General features: G+C 69.7%; 16 protein-coding genes and 1 riboswitch. Of the genes, 4 read left to right on the plus strand and 12 right to left on the minus strand.

What is annotated here, in order from left to right:
- Window positions 1–145 precede the first annotated feature (145 nt).
- From D9R12_RS07455 to D9R12_RS07480, 6 genes are all read right to left on the minus strand, one after another.
- Window positions 146–1,171, minus strand: a complete 1,026-nt coding sequence (locus tag D9R12_RS07455) for an HlyD family secretion protein (protein WP_122229939.1) — start codon at window positions 1,169–1,171, stop codon at window positions 146–148.
- A 9-nt stretch (window positions 1,172–1,180) separates the two neighbouring features.
- Window positions 1,181–1,384 carry a DUF1656 domain-containing protein gene (locus D9R12_RS07460; protein ID WP_014161499.1) on the minus strand — a complete coding sequence of 68 codons (204 nt, stop codon included), beginning with the start codon at window positions 1,382–1,384 and terminating at the stop codon, window positions 1,181–1,183.
- On the minus strand, window positions 1,371–3,527 hold the full coding sequence (locus tag D9R12_RS07465; protein WP_122229491.1) for an FUSC family protein: 2,157 nt from the start codon (window positions 3,525–3,527) through the stop codon (window positions 1,371–1,373). The genes D9R12_RS07460 and D9R12_RS07465 overlap by 14 nt, the downstream gene beginning before the upstream one ends.
- Complete coding sequence (locus tag D9R12_RS07470) at window positions 3,524–4,042, minus strand: MarR family winged helix-turn-helix transcriptional regulator (RefSeq protein WP_170159196.1); 519 nt, start codon at window positions 4,040–4,042, stop codon at window positions 3,524–3,526. Before D9R12_RS07470 ends, D9R12_RS07465 begins: the two co-directional genes overlap by 4 nt.
- Before the next feature lie 83 nt (window positions 4,043–4,125).
- Entirely contained in the window at window positions 4,126–4,980 is an 855-nt protein-coding gene (locus D9R12_RS07475; RefSeq protein ID WP_244671952.1) for a M23 family metallopeptidase, read from the minus strand.
- Window positions 4,981–5,024: 44 nt separating this feature from the next.
- Window positions 5,025–6,125, minus strand: a complete 1,101-nt coding sequence (locus D9R12_RS07480) for an NHL repeat-containing protein (protein WP_122229498.1) — start codon at window positions 6,123–6,125, stop codon at window positions 5,025–5,027.
- Window positions 6,126–6,257: 132 nt separating this feature from the next.
- Window positions 6,258–6,382, plus strand: a riboswitch (SAM riboswitch).
- Between the two features lie 82 nt (window positions 6,383–6,464).
- Here D9R12_RS07480 and metX point away from each other — a divergent pair.
- Both metX and D9R12_RS07490 read left to right on the plus strand, forming a co-directional pair.
- Window positions 6,465–7,499, plus strand: coding sequence for a homoserine O-succinyltransferase MetX (metX, locus tag D9R12_RS07485; protein ID WP_122229500.1), 1,035 nt, complete (start codon window positions 6,465–6,467; stop codon window positions 7,497–7,499).
- Window positions 7,496–8,713, plus strand: a complete 1,218-nt coding sequence (locus D9R12_RS07490; protein WP_122229502.1) for an O-succinylhomoserine (thiol)-lyase — start codon at window positions 7,496–7,498, stop codon at window positions 8,711–8,713. Before metX ends, D9R12_RS07490 begins: the two co-directional genes overlap by 4 nt.
- A gap of 58 nt (window positions 8,714–8,771) precedes the next feature.
- Here D9R12_RS07490 and D9R12_RS07495 read toward each other — a convergent pair whose 3' ends face one another.
- Both D9R12_RS07495 and D9R12_RS07500 read right to left on the minus strand, forming a co-directional pair.
- Window positions 8,772–9,059, minus strand: coding sequence for a hypothetical protein (locus D9R12_RS07495; RefSeq protein ID WP_147475063.1), 288 nt, complete (start codon window positions 9,057–9,059; stop codon window positions 8,772–8,774).
- A 107-nt stretch (window positions 9,060–9,166) separates the two neighbouring features.
- The gene (locus tag D9R12_RS07500; protein WP_425476622.1) at window positions 9,167–10,156 is read right to left on the minus strand and encodes an alpha/beta fold hydrolase; all 990 of its coding nucleotides are present in this window, start codon (window positions 10,154–10,156) and stop codon (window positions 9,167–9,169) included.
- Between the two features lie 312 nt (window positions 10,157–10,468).
- On the opposite strand from D9R12_RS07500, the gene D9R12_RS07505 reads away from it, so the two are divergent.
- Window positions 10,469–12,214, plus strand: a complete 1,746-nt coding sequence (locus D9R12_RS07505; protein ID WP_043291346.1) for a GGDEF domain-containing protein — start codon at window positions 10,469–10,471, stop codon at window positions 12,212–12,214.
- A 14-nt stretch (window positions 12,215–12,228) separates the two neighbouring features.
- Here D9R12_RS07505 and D9R12_RS07510 read toward each other — a convergent pair whose 3' ends face one another.
- The 3 genes from D9R12_RS07510 to D9R12_RS07520 all read right to left on the minus strand — a co-directional run bounded on the left by D9R12_RS07510 (window position 12,229) and on the right by D9R12_RS07520 (window position 18,472).
- A complete protein-coding gene (locus D9R12_RS07510; protein WP_122229506.1) occupies window positions 12,229–13,782 on the minus strand; it encodes a sulfatase family protein in 1,554 nt (517 codons plus the stop codon).
- A 151-nt stretch (window positions 13,783–13,933) separates the two neighbouring features.
- Window positions 13,934–17,029: a ligand-binding sensor domain-containing diguanylate cyclase gene (locus tag D9R12_RS07515; RefSeq protein ID WP_122229508.1), complete on the minus strand. Its 3,096-nt coding sequence runs from the start codon at window positions 17,027–17,029 to the stop codon at window positions 13,934–13,936.
- A gap of 60 nt (window positions 17,030–17,089) precedes the next feature.
- Window positions 17,090–18,472, minus strand: coding sequence for an L-serine ammonia-lyase (locus D9R12_RS07520; protein ID WP_122229510.1), 1,383 nt, complete (start codon window positions 18,470–18,472; stop codon window positions 17,090–17,092).
- Between the two features lie 76 nt (window positions 18,473–18,548).
- On the opposite strand from D9R12_RS07520, the gene D9R12_RS07525 reads away from it, so the two are divergent.
- The gene (locus D9R12_RS07525) at window positions 18,549–18,776 is read left to right on the plus strand and encodes a glutaredoxin family protein (protein WP_122229512.1); all 228 of its coding nucleotides are present in this window, start codon (window positions 18,549–18,551) and stop codon (window positions 18,774–18,776) included.
- A 61-nt stretch (window positions 18,777–18,837) separates the two neighbouring features.
- On the opposite strand, the gene D9R12_RS07530 is transcribed toward D9R12_RS07525, so the two are convergent.
- The gene (locus tag D9R12_RS07530) at window positions 18,838–19,407 is read right to left on the minus strand and encodes a YceI family protein (RefSeq protein ID WP_122229515.1); all 570 of its coding nucleotides are present in this window, start codon (window positions 19,405–19,407) and stop codon (window positions 18,838–18,840) included.

Raw genomic sequence — 19,407 nt, forward strand, 5'->3', positions numbered from 1 at the left:
GCCTTGCCTTCTCGCCCCGCGAGCGGGGGAGAGGGGGCAAATCCCAGCGATGCGGCCGTGGGCCGCTCCTGCGGGGCTGGTCGAAGCTTGCGATGAAAGAAGTGAAGGGGCTCGACCGCTCCACGAGGTTGCTCCTGACAGGCGGTCAGTCCGCCTTGGTGCCGCTGGTGCTCCTGTCTGCCGGATGCACGCTGACCGAGACGGTCATGCCGGCGGCCAGGACCATGTCCCTGGGGATGCTGGCCGGGTCGATCCGGACCCGCACCGGTACCCGCTGGGCCAGGCGGATCCAGTTGAAGGTCGGGCTGACCGAGGCCAGCAGGTCATCGCTGCCGGTGGGGTTGTCGGCATCGGTGATGCCACGGGCGATGCCTTCCACCACCCCGTGCAGCGCGCGGCCACCGCTCATCAGGCGCACCTCGGCCGCGTCGCCGGTGTGGATCCGCGGCAGCTTGGTTTCCTCGAAGTAGCCGTAGACCCACAGGCTGTCGCTGCGCACCAACGCCAGGCGCGCGCTGCCGGCGCTGGCGTAGTCACCCACGCGCAGGTTCAAGTTGGTGATATAGCCCGGTGCGCTGGCGCGCACGGTGGCGCGCTCCAGGTTGAGCTTGGCCAGCTCCAGTGCGGCCTGGGCCTGTTCGACTGCCGCCAGGGCCTGGGCCTGCGAAGCGGTGGCGGCATCGCGGTTGGCGCGGGCACGCTCGACCGCGGCCTGGGCTGCACGCGCGGTGGCCACGGCATCGGCGCGGGCCTCGGCGGAAATCACCGAGGCCGCGCGCTCGCGGCGCTCGGCCTGGGCCCGGTATTTCTCGTAGTCGGCCTGACTGGCAGCGGTGCCGGCACTGGCGGCGAAGATGCTGGCGCCAGCGGCGCGTGCGGCGGCCTGCGCCGCACCGAGGTCGGCCTCGGCACGGGCCAGGGCCAGCTGGAACCGGCGCGGGTCGATGCGGAACAGCACCTGGCCGGCCTTCACCAGCTGGTTGTCATGCACCTGGACCTCCGCCACCAGGCCGGAGACATCCGGTGCCACGTGCACGATTTCGGCGCGCACGCGGCCATCACGGGTCCAGGGCGAATACATGTAGTGCTTCCACAGCGCATAGCCGATCAGGGCGGCGGCGGCCACCACGACCGTGGTCAGTGCAATGCGGATCAGGGACTGGGGGTTCATGGTCATCGTTCAGTTGAGCAGGGTCAGGCCAAGCAGCCCGAACACGCAGACATACAGGGCCAGGCGGAAAAGGGGGGGATGCCAGGCGTGGCGGTACAGGCCGATGTGGCCGGCGATGCCGTCCAGGATCCAGAACAGGACGAACACCGCGATGGCCAGGATCAGCAGGCCCGGCGCGTAGACGCCGCCGATGGAAATTTCAGGAGGCAGCATGCGACGGCTCCGCGGGGAGATGAATGTCGCCGCCGGCAGCGACGGCCAGGACCGAGTCGGCATCGCGCAGTGCGCTGCGCAGCAGGTGCAGGTGCTGGCGCACGGCGCGCAGCGCCGCCGGCACCGCGCCCTGGACGAGCGTGTCGGCCAGGGCCGAGTCCAGGTGCGACAGCGCTGCTTCGTGGTCGGCGGGATCCAGGTGCTCGTAGAGGCGGGCGATCGCCGAAACCGCCGCGTCGATGTGCGCCTCGATCGCGCGCGGCACTGCGGCGTCGATGCTGTCGTGGCGCAGTTCGATCAGGGTCCGGCCGATTTCGTGCACGGCCAGCGCCCAGGCCAGCAGGGTGCGTGATTCGGCGCTGCCCGGCGGGGTGTGGTTGACCACCTGCAGGAACAGGTCGCGGCTGACACTCTCAAAGCGCGGTGCCAGGCCGTCCAGCGGCGCGCGCGCGGCCAGGGCCACCTGGTGGCGCAGTTCGGTGAGCAGGCGACGGCGCTGGCCCAGCGTGCCGATCACCGAGGGGATCAGCTGGAAGGCCACCAGCGCCAGCACCGCGCCGACCAGGAACGCCACGCCGTTGTTGAGAAAGGCAGCCACGTCGAAATTGGGCTCCAGCCCCACCCCCAGCGGGACCAGCGTGCCCAGGCACATTCCCAGGCTGAGACCGAACAGCGGCGGACGCGTGGACAGGTACACCGACAGCATCAGGAACGGCGCAGTGCCCAGCACCAGCATCGGATAGCTGTCGATGCGCGGCATCACCAGGGTCAGGCACAGGAAGGCGAAGACCAGGCCGATCGAAAAGCCCTTGGCGATCTGTGCAGCGGTCACGTGGGGGTTTGGCACCGCCGCCAGGATCGCGGTCAAGGCGATGACGTTGGCCATCGCGTTGGCGCCGCTGGCCCAGCCGCTCTGGATCCACGCCAGGCCCAGGATCAGCGACACCAGGAAGCTGCGCAGCACGGTCACGCCCACCGAAAAGTAGTCGGTGGCATAGCTGAAGCGCACCTTCTCGCTGGCCCGCGCCAACGGGCCACTCAGTCCCGGGCGCCGCAATGCGGCGGCGGTATGGGTCATGTCGCGCAGTTCGCTGGTAAAACGCAGCAGCAGCGAGGCGCCGGTCTCGAAGTCGTCCAGACGCACCGCCGGCAGCGTCGCGCGCAGCGCCGCCGCCCGTGCCGGCTGGGCGGCGAGCACCGCGTCCAGGCGTACGGTCACATCGTCGTGGTCGCCGGCCTGGCGCGCGGCCAGGGCATCACCCAGTGGCCGGTACAGCTGCATCAGTGCGCCGGCCACGGCATCATCCGGATCGCCGCGCAGCAGGCGGTTGATCAGGTGGTGCAGTGACTGGAAGCGGGTCGAGGCGGCCATGAAGCGCTGGTTGAGCAGACGCATGCGCCGGCTGCGCACCCGTGCCTCCGGGTCTTCGAACACCACCGACGCGCGCAGGTCCTCCAGCGCCATCGACCCACGCACGAAGCGCAGGTGCGCCTGCTCCATCTTCTCGCGCGGCAGCGCACCGCGCGTGCCGTCACGGACGAAATCCAGGAAGCCTGCGATCAGGCCTTCGGTGGTTGTGCGCAGGCTGTTGCGCAGGCGCGCCGGGAACACCACGTCGAACACCACCGCACTGACCAACAGACCCAGCAGCACCTCGGTCAGGCGCGAGACGGCAAGGTCGAACACCTCGGTGGGTTGGTTGACCGCGGGCAGGGCGATGATGGCCACCGTGTAGCCGGACAGCACGAAGCCATACGAGAGGAAATTGCGGAACATCAGCGCCCCGCCGGCGCACAGGCCCACCCAGATCGATGTGGCCAGCAGCAGCAACACCGGCTGCTGCGGGAACAGCGCGGTAATGACCACCGCCGCGATGCTGCCCACGATGGTGCCAAGGATGCGATAGAACGCCTTGGCCAGGACCATGCCGCTTTGCCGGTTCATCACCACGATCACCGTGATCATCGCGGTGGACGGCGAGGAGAAACCCATGCGCATGGCGATCATCCCGGCCAGGTAGATCGACAGCAGCACCTTGAACACGAACATCCACGCCGCGCCTTCGCCGCGCAGGGCCTGGCGCACCTGGTCGGGCCAGGACACGCGCGCGGCCGCGGCGGCCTGCGGGCTGGTGGCATTCACAGCGGCTCCTCCATGCCACGCAGCAGCTTGAGCATCAGGGCCTGCAGCTGGGCCTGTTCACTGGTGTCCAGGTGCCGGGTGTAGTGGCGCAGCTGGCGGCTGACCTGGGGCAGGAACGCAGCGATCAGCGCATGGCCGGCCGGGGTGAGCCGCAGCAGCGACATGCGCCGGTCCTGCGCGCTGGCCGCGCGCGCGAGCAGGCCCTTGTCGACGAGCTGGTTGGTCAGGCGGGTGACGTTGGCGAATTTTTCGCCGGCGGCCTCGGCGATCAGTGACGGACTCAGCGCGCCGTCCGGGCTGGCATCGATCATCATCAGCACGTTGTATTCGGGGTAGCCCAGCCCGTGTGCGCGCAGCAGCTCGTTGCCATGGTCCACGGCGAGCCGGTGCAGGAGTTTGACCAACCGCACCAGCGTGGCCGCCGGCCTGGGAAAGCTGCGGTGCTTGCGGCAGGTGGCCTGCAGGCGCAATTGGGTCGCATCGAAGCGGCTGGCGGCAGGGTCGGGTCGATTCACCGGCCGATATTACACTTGTGTAATAAATTTCGCAGCTGGCAATCGCAACAAGATGCCGGCCGGCCTGCCATCTGCGGGCCAACTCAGCGCGGCAAGTGCAGGGTGCCCAACGGCCCGCGCAGCTGGAACGGCACCGACACCAGGCGCATCCCTGCATTGACCTGGACCACGAAGTGCAGGTGCGGCGCGCTGGAAAACCCGGTGTTGCCCGAGCGGCCAATGCGCTCGCCGGCGCGCACCGACTGGCCCGGGCGGACCAGCACCCCGTCGGGCTGCAGGTGGGCATAGAGCGCCATGCTGCCGTCACCGTGCAGGATGCGGATGAAGTTGCTGCGCCCGTCGAACGCTTCCCGGTCCAGGCCGGTCTGGTTGAAGTCGCCCTCGACCTGCAGCACCACGCCATCGCGCGCGGCCAGCACCGGTGTGCCTTCGGCCAGGGCGAAATCGACCGCGTCCCGGTTCTGCGCATCGTCGTGGCTGAAATGCCCGCCCGGCCCCTGGTCCACCCGCACCGGCGCGGCAAACGGCAGCTGGTAGCGCACCCCCAGCGGCTTGGCGCCGGGCTCGCCGGGCACGGCGTCGAGCTGCAGCTGGAAGTCGCTGGCGGCGCGTGGATCGGCCACGATCAGCGTGGCCAGCAGCACGCTGCCGCGCGCCGGCACCCGTGTGCGCACCGGCAGCGCCGGCGAGGCCACCACGCCGCTGCTGCGCATGGCGCGCAGTTCGACCTGGACCGGGCCGGGCAGCGGGTTGTCGGCCCAGGCCCGGTAGCGGGTGGGGGTCTTCTCCAGGCGCAGTCGGGCCAGGGCGCTGGCGGTGGATGGAAACGGAATGGCATCGCCGGCCCTGCCGGGCTGGCGCGCAGGCGGGCCTGCGGCCTGCCGGGCCGGCTTCCACCGCTCAAGCCACTGGGCCTGCGCGCCGGACATCCCGGCCATCAGCAGCAGCGCGCCCAGCGCCAGCGCGGCGGCCGCGCGTGGAGTCACGGCAGGCAGTGGCCGTGCAGCTGCAGGGCGCGGGCCACATCGCGCAGGTCGAAGGCGGCCACGGCCCGATCGTCGTGCTGGGCGAACAGCGCCCCGGCGGGAAACCGCGGCGTGCCCGCGGCGTAAAGCACGATCCCATCGGTCTGGCTGACCTGCGCGCCGGTGAAGGTGCCCAGCGGCGCCAGGCTGACCCGGTCGTAGACCCGGAACAGGGTCGGGGTCAGCTGATCCACCGCGATCCACCAGCCGCTGTCCATGTCGCAGTCCCACAGCGCGACCCCTTCGGCATCGGCGCTGAAGACCGGCAGGCTGCCGCCGCGGAAGCGCCCGGCCAGGGTGTAGTCGCGCAGGGTCGAGCCGACCCGCCGGTCTTCGTCGGCAATCAGCAGGCGGTCGTGGGCCGGGTCGCCGCCGATCGATTCGACCAGGCGCAACATGCCCGCCTCGCCGGTGTCGCCGAAGCTGCCCGCGTCGGTGCCGGTGATCGACCCGTCCTGGTCCAGCTGCACCTTGAAGCGGCGCACGCGCTGGTCCATCTGCGCGCGCGGCGGCAGCACGCCGGCCTGGACATCGGTCATGAAGCTGTCGGTGACCAGCAGTTCCAGTTCGCCCGGCGCGGTCTCCTGCAGCCACAGGCCATAGGGCACCTTGAGCGTGTCGGCGCCAATGAAGCCGCGCGGGCGCAAGTCGGGCAGCCCAAGCACCTGCACGCGGTGATTGTCACGCTCGACCACGAACGCTAGGTCGGCCCACACCGCGATCCCGTTGGGCCGCCTGAACTGCCCGGGCAGCTCGCCCGGCCCGCCGACGGTGCGCAGATGCCGGCCGGTGTCGGCGTCGAACACGACCAGCTGGTCGGCGGCCTTGGCCGTGGCGATCAGCCAGGCACCGTCGTCCTCGGTCGGCCAGACCGCCAGCGAGTCCAGCCCGGCGTCCGGGATCTGCTCGGAGATCCAGGCCTCCTTGACCACCGCGTCGGCGCGCGCAGCGGGCAGGGCGGGACCGGCAACCGGCGCGGCGGCCGGTGGGGCGAGGCTGGCGCAGCCGGCCAGCAGCAGGAGCGCGGCGGCGGTGCTGAACGAGGAAAGGCGGATCATGGAACGCGATTATGCGCATGCCATGTCACCGCCAAGTGCACCTGGCACGGGCCTGACAGCGGTTTCTGCAGCAACCATCGCTCCATCTTGATGGAGCGATTGACATCACCCCCGCAGGCTGGCAACCTTGCGCCACCATCGAGACCGGCAGAGGGACAGGCCCTTTGAAGCCGGGGCAGCCAGCGACCCAGTCCAGCGTGTCGTGTCGGTGCCAAATCCTGCGGCGACGCCTTTGCGTTTTGACCGAAAGATGGTTCGTCCCGCGCAGCAGTGGATTGCCTGCACGACGAACGCGAGCTTCCCCGCGAAGGCTCGATGGCCGTTCCTCCCGGATCCGCCATGCGCCTCGTGAACACCGCCACCGCCACTGCCCCCTGCTTCGATGAAGCCGCGTCGCCGACGCCGGCCAGCCGTGCCCGCGCGATGCGCGGCGAGCTGCCGGTGGCGCTGGCGCTGCGCCATGCCGGCGTGCACACGCTGACCCTGCGCTACGAGCTGCAGGGGCCGGGCGATGCGCCGGTGGTGTTCCTGGCCGGCGGCATCTCCGCCCATCGCCATGCCGCCGCCAGCGTCGAGTTCCCCGAAGCCGGCTGGGCCAACGCGCTGGTCGGCGCCGGCCGCACCCTGGACCCGGCGCGCGTGCGCGTGCTGGCGTTCGATTTCATCGGCGCCGACGGGACCCTGGATGCACCGATCGATCCGGCCGACCAGGCCGACGCGATCGCCGCCCTGCTCGATGCGCTGGACATCCCGCGGCTGCGCGCCTTCGTCGGTTATTCCTACGGTGCGTTGGTCGGCCAGCACCTGGCCGCGCGCCATCGGCAGCGCCTGGAGCGCCTGGTCGCAGTCAGCGGCGCACATCGCCCGCATCCGTTCGCTTCGGCCTGGCGCGCGCTGCAGCGCCACGCGGTGGCGCTGGGCCAGCTCCAGTGCGCCGAGCAGCAGGGCCTGTCGCTGGCGCGCCAGTTCGCAATGCTCAGCTACCGCACCCCGGAAGAATTCGGCGAGCGCTTCGACGCCGCGCCGGAACTGGTCAACGGCCGGGTGCGCGTGGCCGCCGAGGATTATCTGGATGCCGCCGGCGCGCAGTACGTGGCGCGCACCCCGGTCACCGCCTTTTTGCGCCTGTCCGAATCGATCGACCTGCACCGCATCGACCCGGCCACGATTGCCGTGCCCACCACCGTGGTGGCCGTCGAAGGCGACCGGCTGGTGCCGCTGGCCGACCTGGTCACGCTGGTCGAAGGCCTGGGGCCCAACGGCCACCTGCGCGTGCTGCGCTCGCCGTACGGCCACGACGCCTTCCTGAAAGAAACCGATCGCATCGACGCGATCCTCGCCACTGCCCTTCGCTCCACCGGAGACACCGCATGAGCCGTTCCAGCCACCACGACATCCCCTGCAGCGCTGCCACCACCGCGGTGCGCGCGGGCATCGACCGCGACACCGCCTACGGCGCGGTCACCCCGCCGATCGTGCTGTCGTCCAACTTCTCCTTCGACGGCTTCAACAACAAGCGCCAGTACGACTACACGCGCAGCGGCAATCCCACCCGCGACCTGCTGGGTGAGGCGCTGGCGCAGCTGGAAGGCGGCGCCGGCGGGGTGATCACCGCCACCGGCATGGGCGCGATCAACCTGGTACTCAACGCGCTGCTGCAGCCGGGCCAGAAGCTGGTGGTGCCGCACGATGCCTATGGCGGCAGCTGGCGCCTGTTCAACGCGCTGGCAGACAAGGGCCACTTCGAACTGATCACCGCCGACCTGACCGATCCGCGCTCGCTGGCTGATGCGCTGGCCGCCTCGCCCAGGCTGGTGCTGATCGAAACCCCGTCCAACCCGTTGCTGCGCATCACCGACCTGCGCTTTGTCATCGAGGCCGCGCACAAGGTCGGCGCACTGGTGGTGGTGGACAACACCTTCCTGTCGCCGGCGCTGCAGCGGCCAATCGAATTCGGCGCCGACCTGGTGCTGCACTCGACCACCAAGTACGTCAACGGCCACAGCGACGTGGTCGGCGGCGCGGTGATCGCGCGCGATGCCGGGCTGCACGAGCAGCTGGTGTGGTGGGCCAATGCATTGGGCCTGACCGGATCGCCGTTCGATGCGTTCCTGACCCTGCGTGGCCTGCGCACGCTGGATGCGCGCCTGCGCGTGCACCAGGAAAACGCCGCGGCCATCGTCGCGCTGCTGGACGGCCATGCAGCGGTGTCGCAGGTCTACTACCCCGGTCTGGCCGCGCATCCGGGCCACGCCGTGGCCGCGCGCCAGCAGCGTGGCTTCGGCGCGATGATCTCCTTCGAGCTGGACGGCGGCCAGGCGGCCGTGCGCGCCTTTGTCGATGGCCTGAAGTACTTCACCCTGGCCGAGTCGCTGGGCGGCGTGGAAAGCCTGGTCGCCCACCCGGCCACCATGACCCACGCGGCGATGAGTGCCCAGGCGCGTGCCAAGGCCGGCATCGGCGATGGCTTGCTGCGCCTATCGGTGGGCATCGAGCACACCTCCGATTTGGTCGCCGATCTGCAGGCCGGCCTGGCCCGCGCGCGCGCGGTGCAGGTCCAGGGGCAGCGGAAGCTGGTCGATGCATGAAGCGCGTGGTCCGGCTCGATGCGGGACGGCAACGGTGTGGAATTGACAGCCGTCCTGTTCAGTCGAGCGGCAGCCGGCCGGACCGGTTGCGCGCCGGCGGCGCAATGTGGCTGCGCTGCAGCTGGCGCAGCAGTTTTTCCTCGTACTTGGGCGCCCAGCCGGCGGCATTGGCCTGGAAACACGGCGTGCAGACGACGACGCCGTAGCGTTCGATGACCTGCCCGGCGTCAGAATCTGGCGTGAAATGCAGTTTTGTGTCGCAGCAGAAGCATGCGGCGGTCAGTGATTCGGGTTGCATGACGGGTGTTTCCCTGGAATTGCAGATGCCTGCAATACCCTGGCGCATGGTGCGTGCCAAATCCGCCTGTGAAACTGTGACCTCGCCTGAAAAATCGTCCGTGACGCCGTGACAGCCACGGTTTGGCGCGGCGTGGGCTCACGCCGCGCCCGCCGTCACGGCGTGGCCAGCGCCTGCAGCAGGGCGGCGTTGAACCGCGCCGGGTCCTGGACCTGCGGCGAGTGGCCCAGCTCGGCGAACTCGACCAGCCGCGCGCCCGGGATCGCCCGGGCCGCACGCTTGCCCAGCACCGGATAGTTGCCCAGCGTGGGCCGGATCTGGGCCGGCGCGGCGGCCTTGCCGATGGCGGTACGGTCCAGCTGCCCGATCAACAGCGTGGTGGGCACCGCGATCCGGGGGAACTCGTAGACCACCGGCTGGCTGTAGACCATGTCGTCGGTCAGCGCCTGGTCCCAGGCATTGACCTGCTTGCCGGCACCGGCGTACAGCCCGGCCTGCATGCGCGCCCAGCGTTCGAATTCCGGCCTCCAGGTGCCGGCGTAGTAGACGTCCATCTGGTACTGCCTGATGCGCTCGAAGCTGGTCTTCAGCTCGCTGGCGTACCACTGGTCCACGCTCTGGTAGGGCACCCCGACTGATTTCCAGTCTTCCAGTCCAATCGGGTTGACCAGCGCCAGGTGCTGCACCTCCTGCGGGAACATCAGCGCGTAGCGGATCGCCAGCATGCCGCCCATCGAATGGCCGATGACCACCGGCTTGTCGATGCCCAGCGCCTTCAGCAGCGCATGGGTGTTGTCGGCCAGCCCCGCCAGCGAGAACTGGTAATGGGCAGGCTTGGAGGACTTGCAGAAGCCGACCTGGTCCGGCGCGATCACCCGGTAGCCGGCCCCGGCCAGCGCGGTGATGGTGTCCTTCCAGGTGGCCGCGCAGAAGTTCTTGCCGTGCAGCAGCAGCGCGGTGCGGCCATTGGCCGGACCGGTCGGGGCGATGTCCATGTAGGCCATTTCCAGGTCCTGCCTCTGCGAGCTGAACGCATGGGTCCTGACCGGATGCGGATAGTCGAAGCCTTCCAGGCGCGGACCATAGGCGGGCTGTTCGGCGGCGGAGGCGGGCAGGGCGATGGCCAGTGCCAGGGCGGTGAGGATCGGACGCACGGGGATTCCTTGCAACGGCGGAGGGCCTTCAGGCTAGCGGCGTCGGCGCCGAGCTCGGGTGAGGCCACGGTCAGGGAGGAGTGTCTTGCGGGCGTCATGTTGAACATGTCTAATCGCGCGATTGCAACGGACCGCATTGCGGGGGCGGGATGCCCCGGGCCTGAAACATCCCCCGGCCAGGTCGGCGCGTTTCCTCTACCTGCCTGGAACCTGCAATGCCTGCCTCTGCCTGCCCTCGCGCGAAGATGTTCGCGCCATTCAACGATGTCCTGTTCGCTGCCCATGCCATGGGCGGAGGTCGCCGTGCTTGAGCTGCAGACCACCGCGTCGCCGCTGGAACCGGGCGCGCAGGCATTCGGCATGGTGTTCCAGCCGATCGTGCGCCTGGACAGCCAGCGGGTGATTGCGCATGAAGCCCTGATGCGGCCGCACGATGGCCAGTCGCCGCTGGCGCTGCTGGATGCGGCGCGCGATGTCGGCCGCCTGGGTGAGCTGGAAACCCTGGCGGTGCGCCGGGCGACGTCCTGTTTCGATTTCGCCCACGGCGGGCTGCTGTTCCTGAACCTCAGTGCGCACGCCGTGCTGCACAGTCCACGTCGCCCGCAGCAGGTGCTGGAAAGCCTGCAGTCCTGCGGCTACGACCTGCGCCGGTTCGTCATCGAGATCACCGAGCGCGACATCGTCGAGGATTCGGCCCGGCTGGCGCATGCGCTAGGGTTCCTGCGCGCGGCCGGCGTGCGCATCGCGCTGGATGATTTCGGCAACGGACATTCCAACTTCGAGCTGTGGCACGAGCTGGCGCCGGAATTCGTCAAGCTCGATCGCTACCTGGTCCATCGCATCCACGAAAGCGCCGGCCGCCTGAGCATCGTCAAGGCGCTGGTCCAGGTCGCCGAAAGCCTGGGCACCGAGCTGGTGGCCGAAGGGGTGGAAGACGTGCAGGACCTGCGCATCCTCCAGGACCTGGGGATTCCCTACGCGCAGGGCTATCTGCTCGGCCGCCCGCACGTGCAGGTGGCTACCCAGGTCAGCAGTGGCGCCTTCGATACCGAGGGCGGCAAGCTGCCGGTGCTGCCGCGCAGTACGCGCAACAGCAGTTTCCGCCGGATCACCGCCGAGCACCTGATGATCGAGGCGCCATACCTGCTGCACGATGCGTGCAATGCCGAGGCCGAGCAGCTGTTTCGCAACAACCCGCAGCTGCCGGCGCTACCGGTCGTGGACAGCCAGGGCATCCCGCTGGGCCTGCTCAACCGGCGCGTGTTCAACGAGCGCATGGCGATGCCCTTCGCCCGCGAGCTGAGCGGGCGCAAGCCCTGCACGATGTACATGCATAGCGCGCCAGTGGTGTGCGATATCGGCCAGAGCATCGATGCGATGTCCGAGATCCTGCTGGGCGAGGACCAGCGTTACCTGTCCGACGGTTTCATCATCGTCGAGGACGGCAGGTACCGGGGCGTGGGCGCGTCCGAGGCACTGGTGCGCCGGGTCACCGAGCTGCGCATCGAGGCGGCGCGCTACGCCAATCCGCTGACCCTGCTGCCGGGCAACATCCCGATCACCGAGCACATCGGCCGGCTGCTGGAGAGCGGGCAGAGTTTTGCCGCGGCCTACTGCGACCTCAACAGCTTCAAGCCGTTCAACGACCAGTACGGCTATTTCCGTGGCGACCGCATGATCCAGCTGGTCGCCACGACCCTGGCCCGGCACACTGACCCGCGCTGGGATTTCGTCGGCCATGTGGGTGGCGATGATTTCGTGGTGCTGCTGCAGAGCGAGGACTGGCAGGTGCGCTGCGAGCGCATCGTGGCCGAGTTCAACGCCGCGGCCATAGCGCTGTTCGACCCGGAAGATGCCGCGCGCGGTTCGCTGGAAGGCGAGGACCGCAGCGGCCGCTATGCGACCTTTGCCCTGACCACGCTGGCCATCGGCGTGGTGTATCCACTGCCGGGGCAATTCACCAGTGCAGAGGAGATCGCCTCGCTGGCGGCCAGCGCCAAGCGCCAGGCCAAGCGCCAGCAGCGCGGGGTGTTCGTGCTGTCGCAGTGAGCCGACTCAGCCTCTCAGGCCGGGCACTTGCCGGTTTCACGCCGGGGCGGCACGTCGCCGGGTGGGTCGACATCGCCGGTCTGTGCGCGCAACTGGGTGATGCGCTGTTTGAGTTGGGCGACCAGCTCGGCGTGCTGGGGTTCGTCGACCACGTTGTGGAATTCGCCCGGATCGGCGTGCAGGTCGTACAGCGCCCATTCCTCCGGCGTTTCCCAGAAGTGGATCAGCTTCCAGCGCTGGGTGCGCACACCACGGTGCTTGCGTGCGCAGTGCACGGCCGGGTACTCGAACCACTCGTACAGGAAATCCTGGCGCCAGCCGGCGTTGCCCTGGTCCAGGGCGATCTTCTGCCAGCTGCGGCCCTGCATCCAGTCCGGCGGCGTCAGCCCGGCCATGTCCAGCAGGGTGGGAGCCACGTCGATGTTGAGCACCATGTCCTGGTCATTGACCCGGCCAGGATGAATCCGGGCCGGCCAGCGCACCAGCATCGGCACGCGGATCGAGGGCTCCAGCATCATCCGCTTGTCGTAGAAGCCGTGCTCGCCCAGGAACATGCCGTTGTCGGAGGTGTAGATCACGATGGTGTTCTCGGCCAGCCCGTTCTGGTCCAGGAAATCCAGGACCCGGCCGACGTTCTCGTCCACGCCCAGCAGCACCCGGTAGTAGTTGCGCAGGAAGGCCTGCAGCACCGCGTGGTCGCGCTCGGGGCGCGGCAGGTTCTGGTCCACCTGCGGCGGCCTGCGCTCGGCCTTGTGGAAGAAGTCGCGCATGTTGGGGATGACCTGCTGGGTGGTCCTGGAAAAGGCCTCCGGGGCGCCTTCGGGCTGCGGCTGGCCGAAGCCCGGCGGGATCGGCATCTGCACGTCCTTGAAGGCATCGTAGAAGCGCGCGTCCGGCTCCCACGGCCCGTGCGGGGCCTTGAACTGGTAGCACAGGCAGAACGGCCGGTCGGTGGGGCGTTGCTGCAGATAGGCCATGGCCTGGTCGCCGATCACATCGTCGGTGTGACCGCGGAAGCGCACCGGCGCACCGTTGACGATGAACTGCGGGTCGAAGTAGCTGCCCTGGCCCTGGAGGATGGCCCAATGGTCGAAGCCGGTCGGCATCGACTTGATGTGCCACTTGCCCACCATCGCGGTGTGATAGCCGGCCCGGCGCAGCAGCATGGGGTAGGTGATCTGGTCGTGGCGCAGGCCCATCTGCTGGTACCAGCCCGGCTCCTCGCCGTTGCTGGTCACCCCGTGGCTGTGGGCGTACAGCCCGGTCAGGTAGGAGGCGCGGCTGGGCGCGCACACCGAGGTGGTGACGAAGGCCCGGTTGAAGCGGATGCCCTCGCGGCCGATCCGGTCCATGTTCGGCGTCTTGAGGATGGGATTGCCGTAGATGCCCAGCGCGTCCTGCGCCTGGTCGTCGGTCATGATGAAGATGATGTTCGGCGCGCCCTTGGGCGCGCTACGCCGCGGCGCGTCGTCGGCCGGCGTGCCGGCGGCCAGACGCGCGGCCAGCGGCAGGACGGTGCCGGCGCCGAGCAGCTGCAGGGCGGTGCGACGGTTGAAGCGTGAAGGCATGGGCGGCTCCCGGGTGTGGGCGCGGCCGTCGGCGTGACCGCGCGGGGGCTGTCCATCCTAGCGGCGATTGGAAGCGGTTACACGCCGCGCTGCGCAACGCAGGCTGCGCCGTGCATGGGCGCAGCGGCGGGCGGCTTGATCCCGCCGATGGCTAACTTGGCGGGGCTGCTTGGTCCACCTGCGGGCTGGACCCGACCAGCACCAGCTGCCCGGTTTCAACCAGCTGCGCGGGATTGCCATTGCACGCTTCAATGCCGGCCTGGGTGGCGTGCGGGGCGCGCCGATACGCGGCCCAGCCGTTGCGGCCATGCGTCTTGACGTGGTAGAGCGCGCGGTCGGCCAGGGTGACCATCTGTTCCCAGCCCAGCAGGTGCGGCGCCTCGGGGAAGGGCGGGTACTCCATCAGCCCCAGTGACACGGTGACCTGCAGCGTCCGGCCCTGGCCGATCGCGAAGGGCTTTTGCGCGATGGCCTGGCAGACCCGTTCGCCCAGCGCATGCAGCTGCGCGCGCGGCATCGGCCGGAACACCAGCAGGAATTCCTCGCCGCCCCAGCGCACCACGTAGTCGCCCTCGCGGGTGAGCTGGCGCAGGCACTGGGCCGCCTGCTGCAGGACCCGGTCGCCGGCGTCGTGGCCGAAGCGGTCGTTGATCTGCTTGAAGTGGTCCAGGTCCAGAAGGCCGAACATCAGCGCGTCGCGCTGCATGTCCACGCCGGTGTCGCGCTCGTAGAAGGCCAGGTCCAGCGGGATCTGCCGCCCCAGGTAGCGGCGGTTGTGCAGGCCGGTCAGCGGGTCGGTGACGGTCAGCGCCTCCAGTCGCTGGTTTGCATCCTGCAGGGCCTGGGTACGCCGCTGGACCAGGGCTTCCAGCACCGCGCGCTGGCGCGCGTGGCGGCGCGAGAGCCAGCCGTAGCCCAGCGCGATCAGCAGCAGCACGCCCAGCCCGGCGCCCAGGCCGAACCAGAGCTGCTCGTAGAAGAACGGCTGGATCCGGAAGGCCAGCTGCGCCGGCTGCAGGCTCTGCACCCCGCTGTTGTTCACGCCGATCACTTCGAACACGTACTGCCCGGCCGGCAGGTTGGTGTAGTTGACGCTGCGCTGGGCGATGTTCTCCAGGGTCATCCACTGCGCGTCGTAGCCGCGCAGGCGGTAGCGGATGTCGATGTGCTCGGGCGCCTGGAAGCTCAGCGCGGTGAACTGGAAGCGCAGGTCGCGGGCCTGCGCCGGCAGGGTCCAGTCGCCGCCGGCTTCCACATCGCGCCACTGGCCCTGCACCTGCACGCGCTCCACGCGCGGCGTCGGCGGCACCGGGTTGCTGTGGTCCCGGGCCGTCTCCATGGCTAGCAGGCCATCGCGCGTGGGCAGCCAGAACGCGCCATCGCGCAGCAGGCCGCGGGCGTTGCCGGCGCCGTTGCAGCAGTCGCCTTTCTGGCCGCCGTGGCGGTCGCCGCGTTCGTTGAGCAGCTGCCGGATCTGCAGGCTGGCGCTGGGCGAGGCCTGGACCCTGGCGATCTCGCTCAATGGGAAGCGGTAGATGCCGCGCAGCCCCGCCAGCCACAGCTGGCCGCGCGTGTCGGCGGCCATGGCGAACACCGGATTGGCCGGCACGCCGCGCTCGCGGCCCAGCTCGATCCAGCGCCGGCCGTCGAACAGCAGCAGCGTTTCGCGCGAGAGGTTGCCGACCAGCAGCTGGTGGTTGGGCAGCTCGTACAGGGCGGTGACGTGGGTCTGGGCCGGAAAGCCGGTGTCGCGCCCCAGCGGCACCAGGCGCTCGTCGCGCCACTGGTACAGGCCGCTGTAGGTGCCGACCAGCAGGCGCCCGTCGCCGGTGACATGGAGCACCCGCACGCGCGGGTCGGCCAGGCCCTGGGCGATGCCGTAGCGGGTCAGGGCCTGGCCCCTGAGCCGGAACAGCCCGTTGGAGGTGGCAAACCACAGCGTGCCCTGGCCGTCGCGAATGATGCCGTTGATCTGCGCGCCGTCCATCGGGGTCAGCTCGGCAGGGCGCTGGACCACGCCCTGGCGCAGCACCGCCACCCCGGCGCGGGTGCCGATCCAGGTGCGCTCGCTTTCCACCAGCAGCGTGTAGGCGGCCGGATGTGGCAGCTGGCGGCCGGTGACCAGGGTGCGGAAGCGGCCCTGGTCGAACAGCGCCACGCCATCGTTGCTGCCCACCCAGATCTGACCCTCGCGGCCGGGTGCAACCGACCACAGCAGCGGGTCGCTCAGCCCGTCGCTGCGCGAATAGCGGCGCGTGGTGCCGTTCCACACCCGGGTGGCGCCAGAGGTGAGGGTGCCGATCCACAGGTTGCCCTCGCGGTCCTGCATCAGGCTGCGCGCGGCCAGGCGCACATCGCCGGTGATCCGTTCGACCACCTGGCCTGCGCGCAGGCGCATCAGGTGATCGGCCGTGCCGATCCACAGGTTGTCGTCGCGGTCCAGCAGCATGGCCTCCACCGGGGCGCGCCGCAGCAGCGGATCGGCCGTATACGGCTGCCAGCGCCCGGCCTGCAGGACATACAACCCGGCGCTGGTGCCGGCCCACAGCCGGTCCTGCGCGCGCTGCAGCAGGTGCACCGAGGCGGTGGTGGCCGGATCGGGCAGGGCCAGGGTGGTGCGCTGGCCCTGCGCGTCGATCCGCTGGACCTGACCGACGCCGCCGACCCACAGCGTGCCGGTCTCGTGCAACAGGGCGGTGGCGGGTCTTTCCAGGCCGGGCAGGCGGGTGAGGTGATCGCCGTCGACCCGGTACACGCCCTGGCTGGAGGCCACCAGCACCCGGCCCTGCGGGTCGTGGGACAGGGCGGTGACCTCGAACGGGCCGGCCGGCGCCGGCTGCGGATCGAGCTGGCGGAAGCGGGCCTGTGCGAACACCGCCAGCCCCCGGCTGGTGCCGACCCACAGCCGGCCATCGGCCTCGGGTAGCAGCGCGCGGATGTCGCCGCTGTTCAGGCCCGGCCAGGCGTGGCCGTCGTAGCTGGTGAACTGGATGCCGTCGAAACGCGCCAGTCCGGCCTGGGTGCCCATCCACACATAGCCGGTGCTGTCCTGGGCCAGCGCGGTGACGCTCAGCTGCGGCAGGCCCTGTTCGACCGACCAGTTGCTGGTGACGTAGTCCTGGAAGCGCTTGTCCGGCTGCAGCGCGTGCCCGGGCAGGGCGCAGGCGGCCAGCGCGCACAGCAAGCCGCGCCGCAGCCAGTGGCCGCCGCGCGTGTGCTGGTGCAATCCCGGAACCGCCTCGCCCATGCTGACGTCGCCTTTTCCCCTGATCCGGTTAACGGCAGCAAGGTCAGCGGCTGAAGCGACTCAGCATTCGATGACGTTTACCGCCAAGCCTCCCCGGCTGGTTTCCTTGTATTTGTCACGCATGTCGCGGCCGGTGTCACGCATGGTGCGGATCACCTTGTCCAGGGACACCTTGTGCTTGCCGTCGCCGCGCATGGCCATGCGACTGGCGTTGATGGCCTTCACCGCACCCATGGCGTTGCGCTCGATGCACGGGATCTGCACCAATCCGCCGATCGGGTCGCAGGTCAGACCCAGGTTGTGCTCCATGCCGATCTCGGCGGCGTTCTCGATCTGGCTGGTGCTGCCGCCCAGGGCCGCGGTCAGGCCGGCGGCAGCCATCGAACAGGCCACGCCGACCTCGCCCTGGCAGCCGACCTCGGCGCCGGAGATGCTGGCGTTTTCCTTGTACAGGATGCCCACCGCCGCGGCGGTCAGCAGGAAATCGAAGATTTTCTGCTCGTCGCTGTCGGCGCAGAACCGGTCCAGGTAATGCAGCACCGCCGGAATGATCCCGGCCGCGCCGTTGGTGGGGGCGGTGACCACCCGTCCGCCGGCGGCGTTTTCCTCGTTCACCGCCAGCGCGTACAGGTTGACCCAGTCCAGGGTGGTCAGGGGGTCGCGCATGGCCGCCTCGGGCTTGGCCGACAGTTCGCGATGCAGCGCCGGGGCGCGCCGCGACACCTGCAGGCCGCCGGGCAGGGTGCCCTCCTGGACGATGCCGCGGGCCACGCAGGCCTGCATCGCCGTCCAGATCTGGCGCAGGCCGGCGCGGATCTGTGCCTCGCTGCGCCAGCTCTTTTCGTTCTCGAACATCAGCTGGGCGATCGACAGGCCGCTGTGCGCGCTGCGTGCGATCAATTGATCGCCACTGTGGAACGGATACGGCAGCGGCGTCTGGTCGGCGACGATGCGGTCATCGGCGGCTTCATCGGCATTGACCACGAAGCCGCCGCCAACCGAGTAGTAGTCGCGCGTGGCGATCACCTGGTCGGCTGCATCGAAGGCGGTAAAGCGCATGCCGTTGCTGTGGAAGGGCAGCTTCTGGCGCTTGTTCATCACCAGGTCGCGCTTTTCCTCGAAGGCGATGGCGTGGCTGCCGCCCAGCATGAGGCGCTGTTCACCGCGCACGCGCGCCAGCGTGGCCGGGATGATGTCCGGATCGATCAGGTGGGGCAGGTGTCCTTCCAGGCCCATCAGCACGGCCTTGTCGGTGCCGTGGCCGCGGCCGGTCAGCGCCAGCGAGCCGTAGACTTCGGCGCGGATCCGGGCCACCTCGGGCAGGCGCCCGGGCTCGCCCAGCCAGCGCGAGACAAAACGCGCCGCGGCCCGCATCGGGCCGACCGTGTGCGAGGAACTGGGCCCGATGCCGATCTTGAACAAATCAAAGGTGCTGACCGCCATGGGCCTATTCTAGGCCGCGCCCGCCAGGCTTGCTGCGCGGTACAACAGGCCGCCGGTTTTGGTGCAGGCTTGCCGCATGCCCCTGATCCTCTACCAGCGTGATGACTGCCACCTGTGCGACCTGGCGCTGGAGGTGCTGGCCACGGCACGCGCGCCGGCATTGGAGAGTGTCTTCATCGACGAGGACCCCACCCTGGAAGCGCGCTATGGCCCCCGTGTCCCGGTGCTGTGCGATCCACGCAGCGGCCGTGAGCTGGACTGGCCGTTCGATGCGCAGGCGGTGGCGACATTCCTGGGCCGCTGAGCGGCCGTGCGCGAATGCCGGGCACCGGGCGCCTGCGCGCGATCCCGGATCCGCGCGGCAATCAGCTGGCCGGCTTCAGGATGACCCTGGTGCTCACCGCCACCGCATCGGGGATGGTGTCGGTGTCCTTCCAGTCGCCGCCGCCCACGCCGAAGTCCAGGCGCTTGAGCGTGGCCTTGCCGGCCAGCGTCGGTTGCGGGCCGGGCGTCCACAGGAAGGTCAGCGTCACCGGCCTGGACACCCCGCGCAGGGTCAGGGTGCCGTCGGTGCTGTAGCGATTGCCGCCGAGCGCCTTGAAGCCCCTGGCCCTGTAGGTGGCCTGGGCGAACCTGGCCACGTCGAAGAAGTCCGCGCCGGCCAGGGTCGCGTCGCGGTCACCGTTGCCGGTATTGGTGCTGGCCAGGCCGATGGTGACCTCGATCGAGCCCTGGTCCGGGCGCATCGGGTCGAAACTGACCGTGGTGTCGAACTTGCCGAACGTGCCGGTGAAGGCCTCGCCGTCGTAGCTGCTGGCGAATGCCAGGGTCGAGCCCGGCGCCTGCACGTAGTCGGCGGCCCTGGCCGCAGCGGTGCAGAACATCGCCACCAGCGCGGCAGCGGTCAGCGCGGGGGAGAGCAACTTGCCGGACAT

This window comes from Pseudoxanthomonas spadix (assembly GCF_003703395.1).
In the GTDB taxonomy this organism is placed as follows: domain Bacteria; phylum Pseudomonadota; class Gammaproteobacteria; order Xanthomonadales; family Xanthomonadaceae; genus Pseudoxanthomonas_A; species Pseudoxanthomonas_A spadix.

Coding starts and splice junctions, on each gene's coding strand:
- D9R12_RS07455 (WP_122229939.1), bottom strand. CDS start 1,171: ATGAACCCCCAGTCCCTGATCCGCATTGCACTGACCACGGTCGTGGTG.
- D9R12_RS07460 (WP_014161499.1), bottom strand. CDS start 1,384: ATGCTGCCTCCTGAAATTTCCATCGGCGGCGTCTACGCGCCGGGCCTG.
- D9R12_RS07475 (WP_244671952.1), bottom strand. CDS start 4,980: ATGGCCGGGATGTCCGGCGCGCAGGCCCAGTGGCTTGAGCGGTGGAAG.
- D9R12_RS07480 (WP_122229498.1), bottom strand. CDS start 6,125: ATGATCCGCCTTTCCTCGTTCAGCACCGCCGCCGCGCTCCTGCTGCTG.
- metX (WP_122229500.1), top strand. CDS start 6,465: ATGCGCCTCGTGAACACCGCCACCGCCACTGCCCCCTGCTTCGATGAA.
- D9R12_RS07490 (WP_122229502.1), top strand. CDS start 7,496: ATGAGCCGTTCCAGCCACCACGACATCCCCTGCAGCGCTGCCACCACC.
- D9R12_RS07495 (WP_147475063.1), bottom strand. CDS start 9,059: ATGCGCCAGGGTATTGCAGGCATCTGCAATTCCAGGGAAACACCCGTC.
- D9R12_RS07510 (WP_122229506.1), bottom strand. CDS start 13,782: ATGCCTTCACGCTTCAACCGTCGCACCGCCCTGCAGCTGCTCGGCGCC.
- D9R12_RS07515 (WP_122229508.1), bottom strand. CDS start 17,029: ATGGGCGAGGCGGTTCCGGGATTGCACCAGCACACGCGCGGCGGCCAC.
- D9R12_RS07520 (WP_122229510.1), bottom strand. CDS start 18,472: ATGGCGGTCAGCACCTTTGATTTGTTCAAGATCGGCATCGGGCCCAGT.
- D9R12_RS07525 (WP_122229512.1), top strand. CDS start 18,549: ATGCCCCTGATCCTCTACCAGCGTGATGACTGCCACCTGTGCGACCTG.
- D9R12_RS07530 (WP_122229515.1), bottom strand. CDS start 19,407: ATGTCCGGCAAGTTGCTCTCCCCCGCGCTGACCGCTGCCGCGCTGGTG.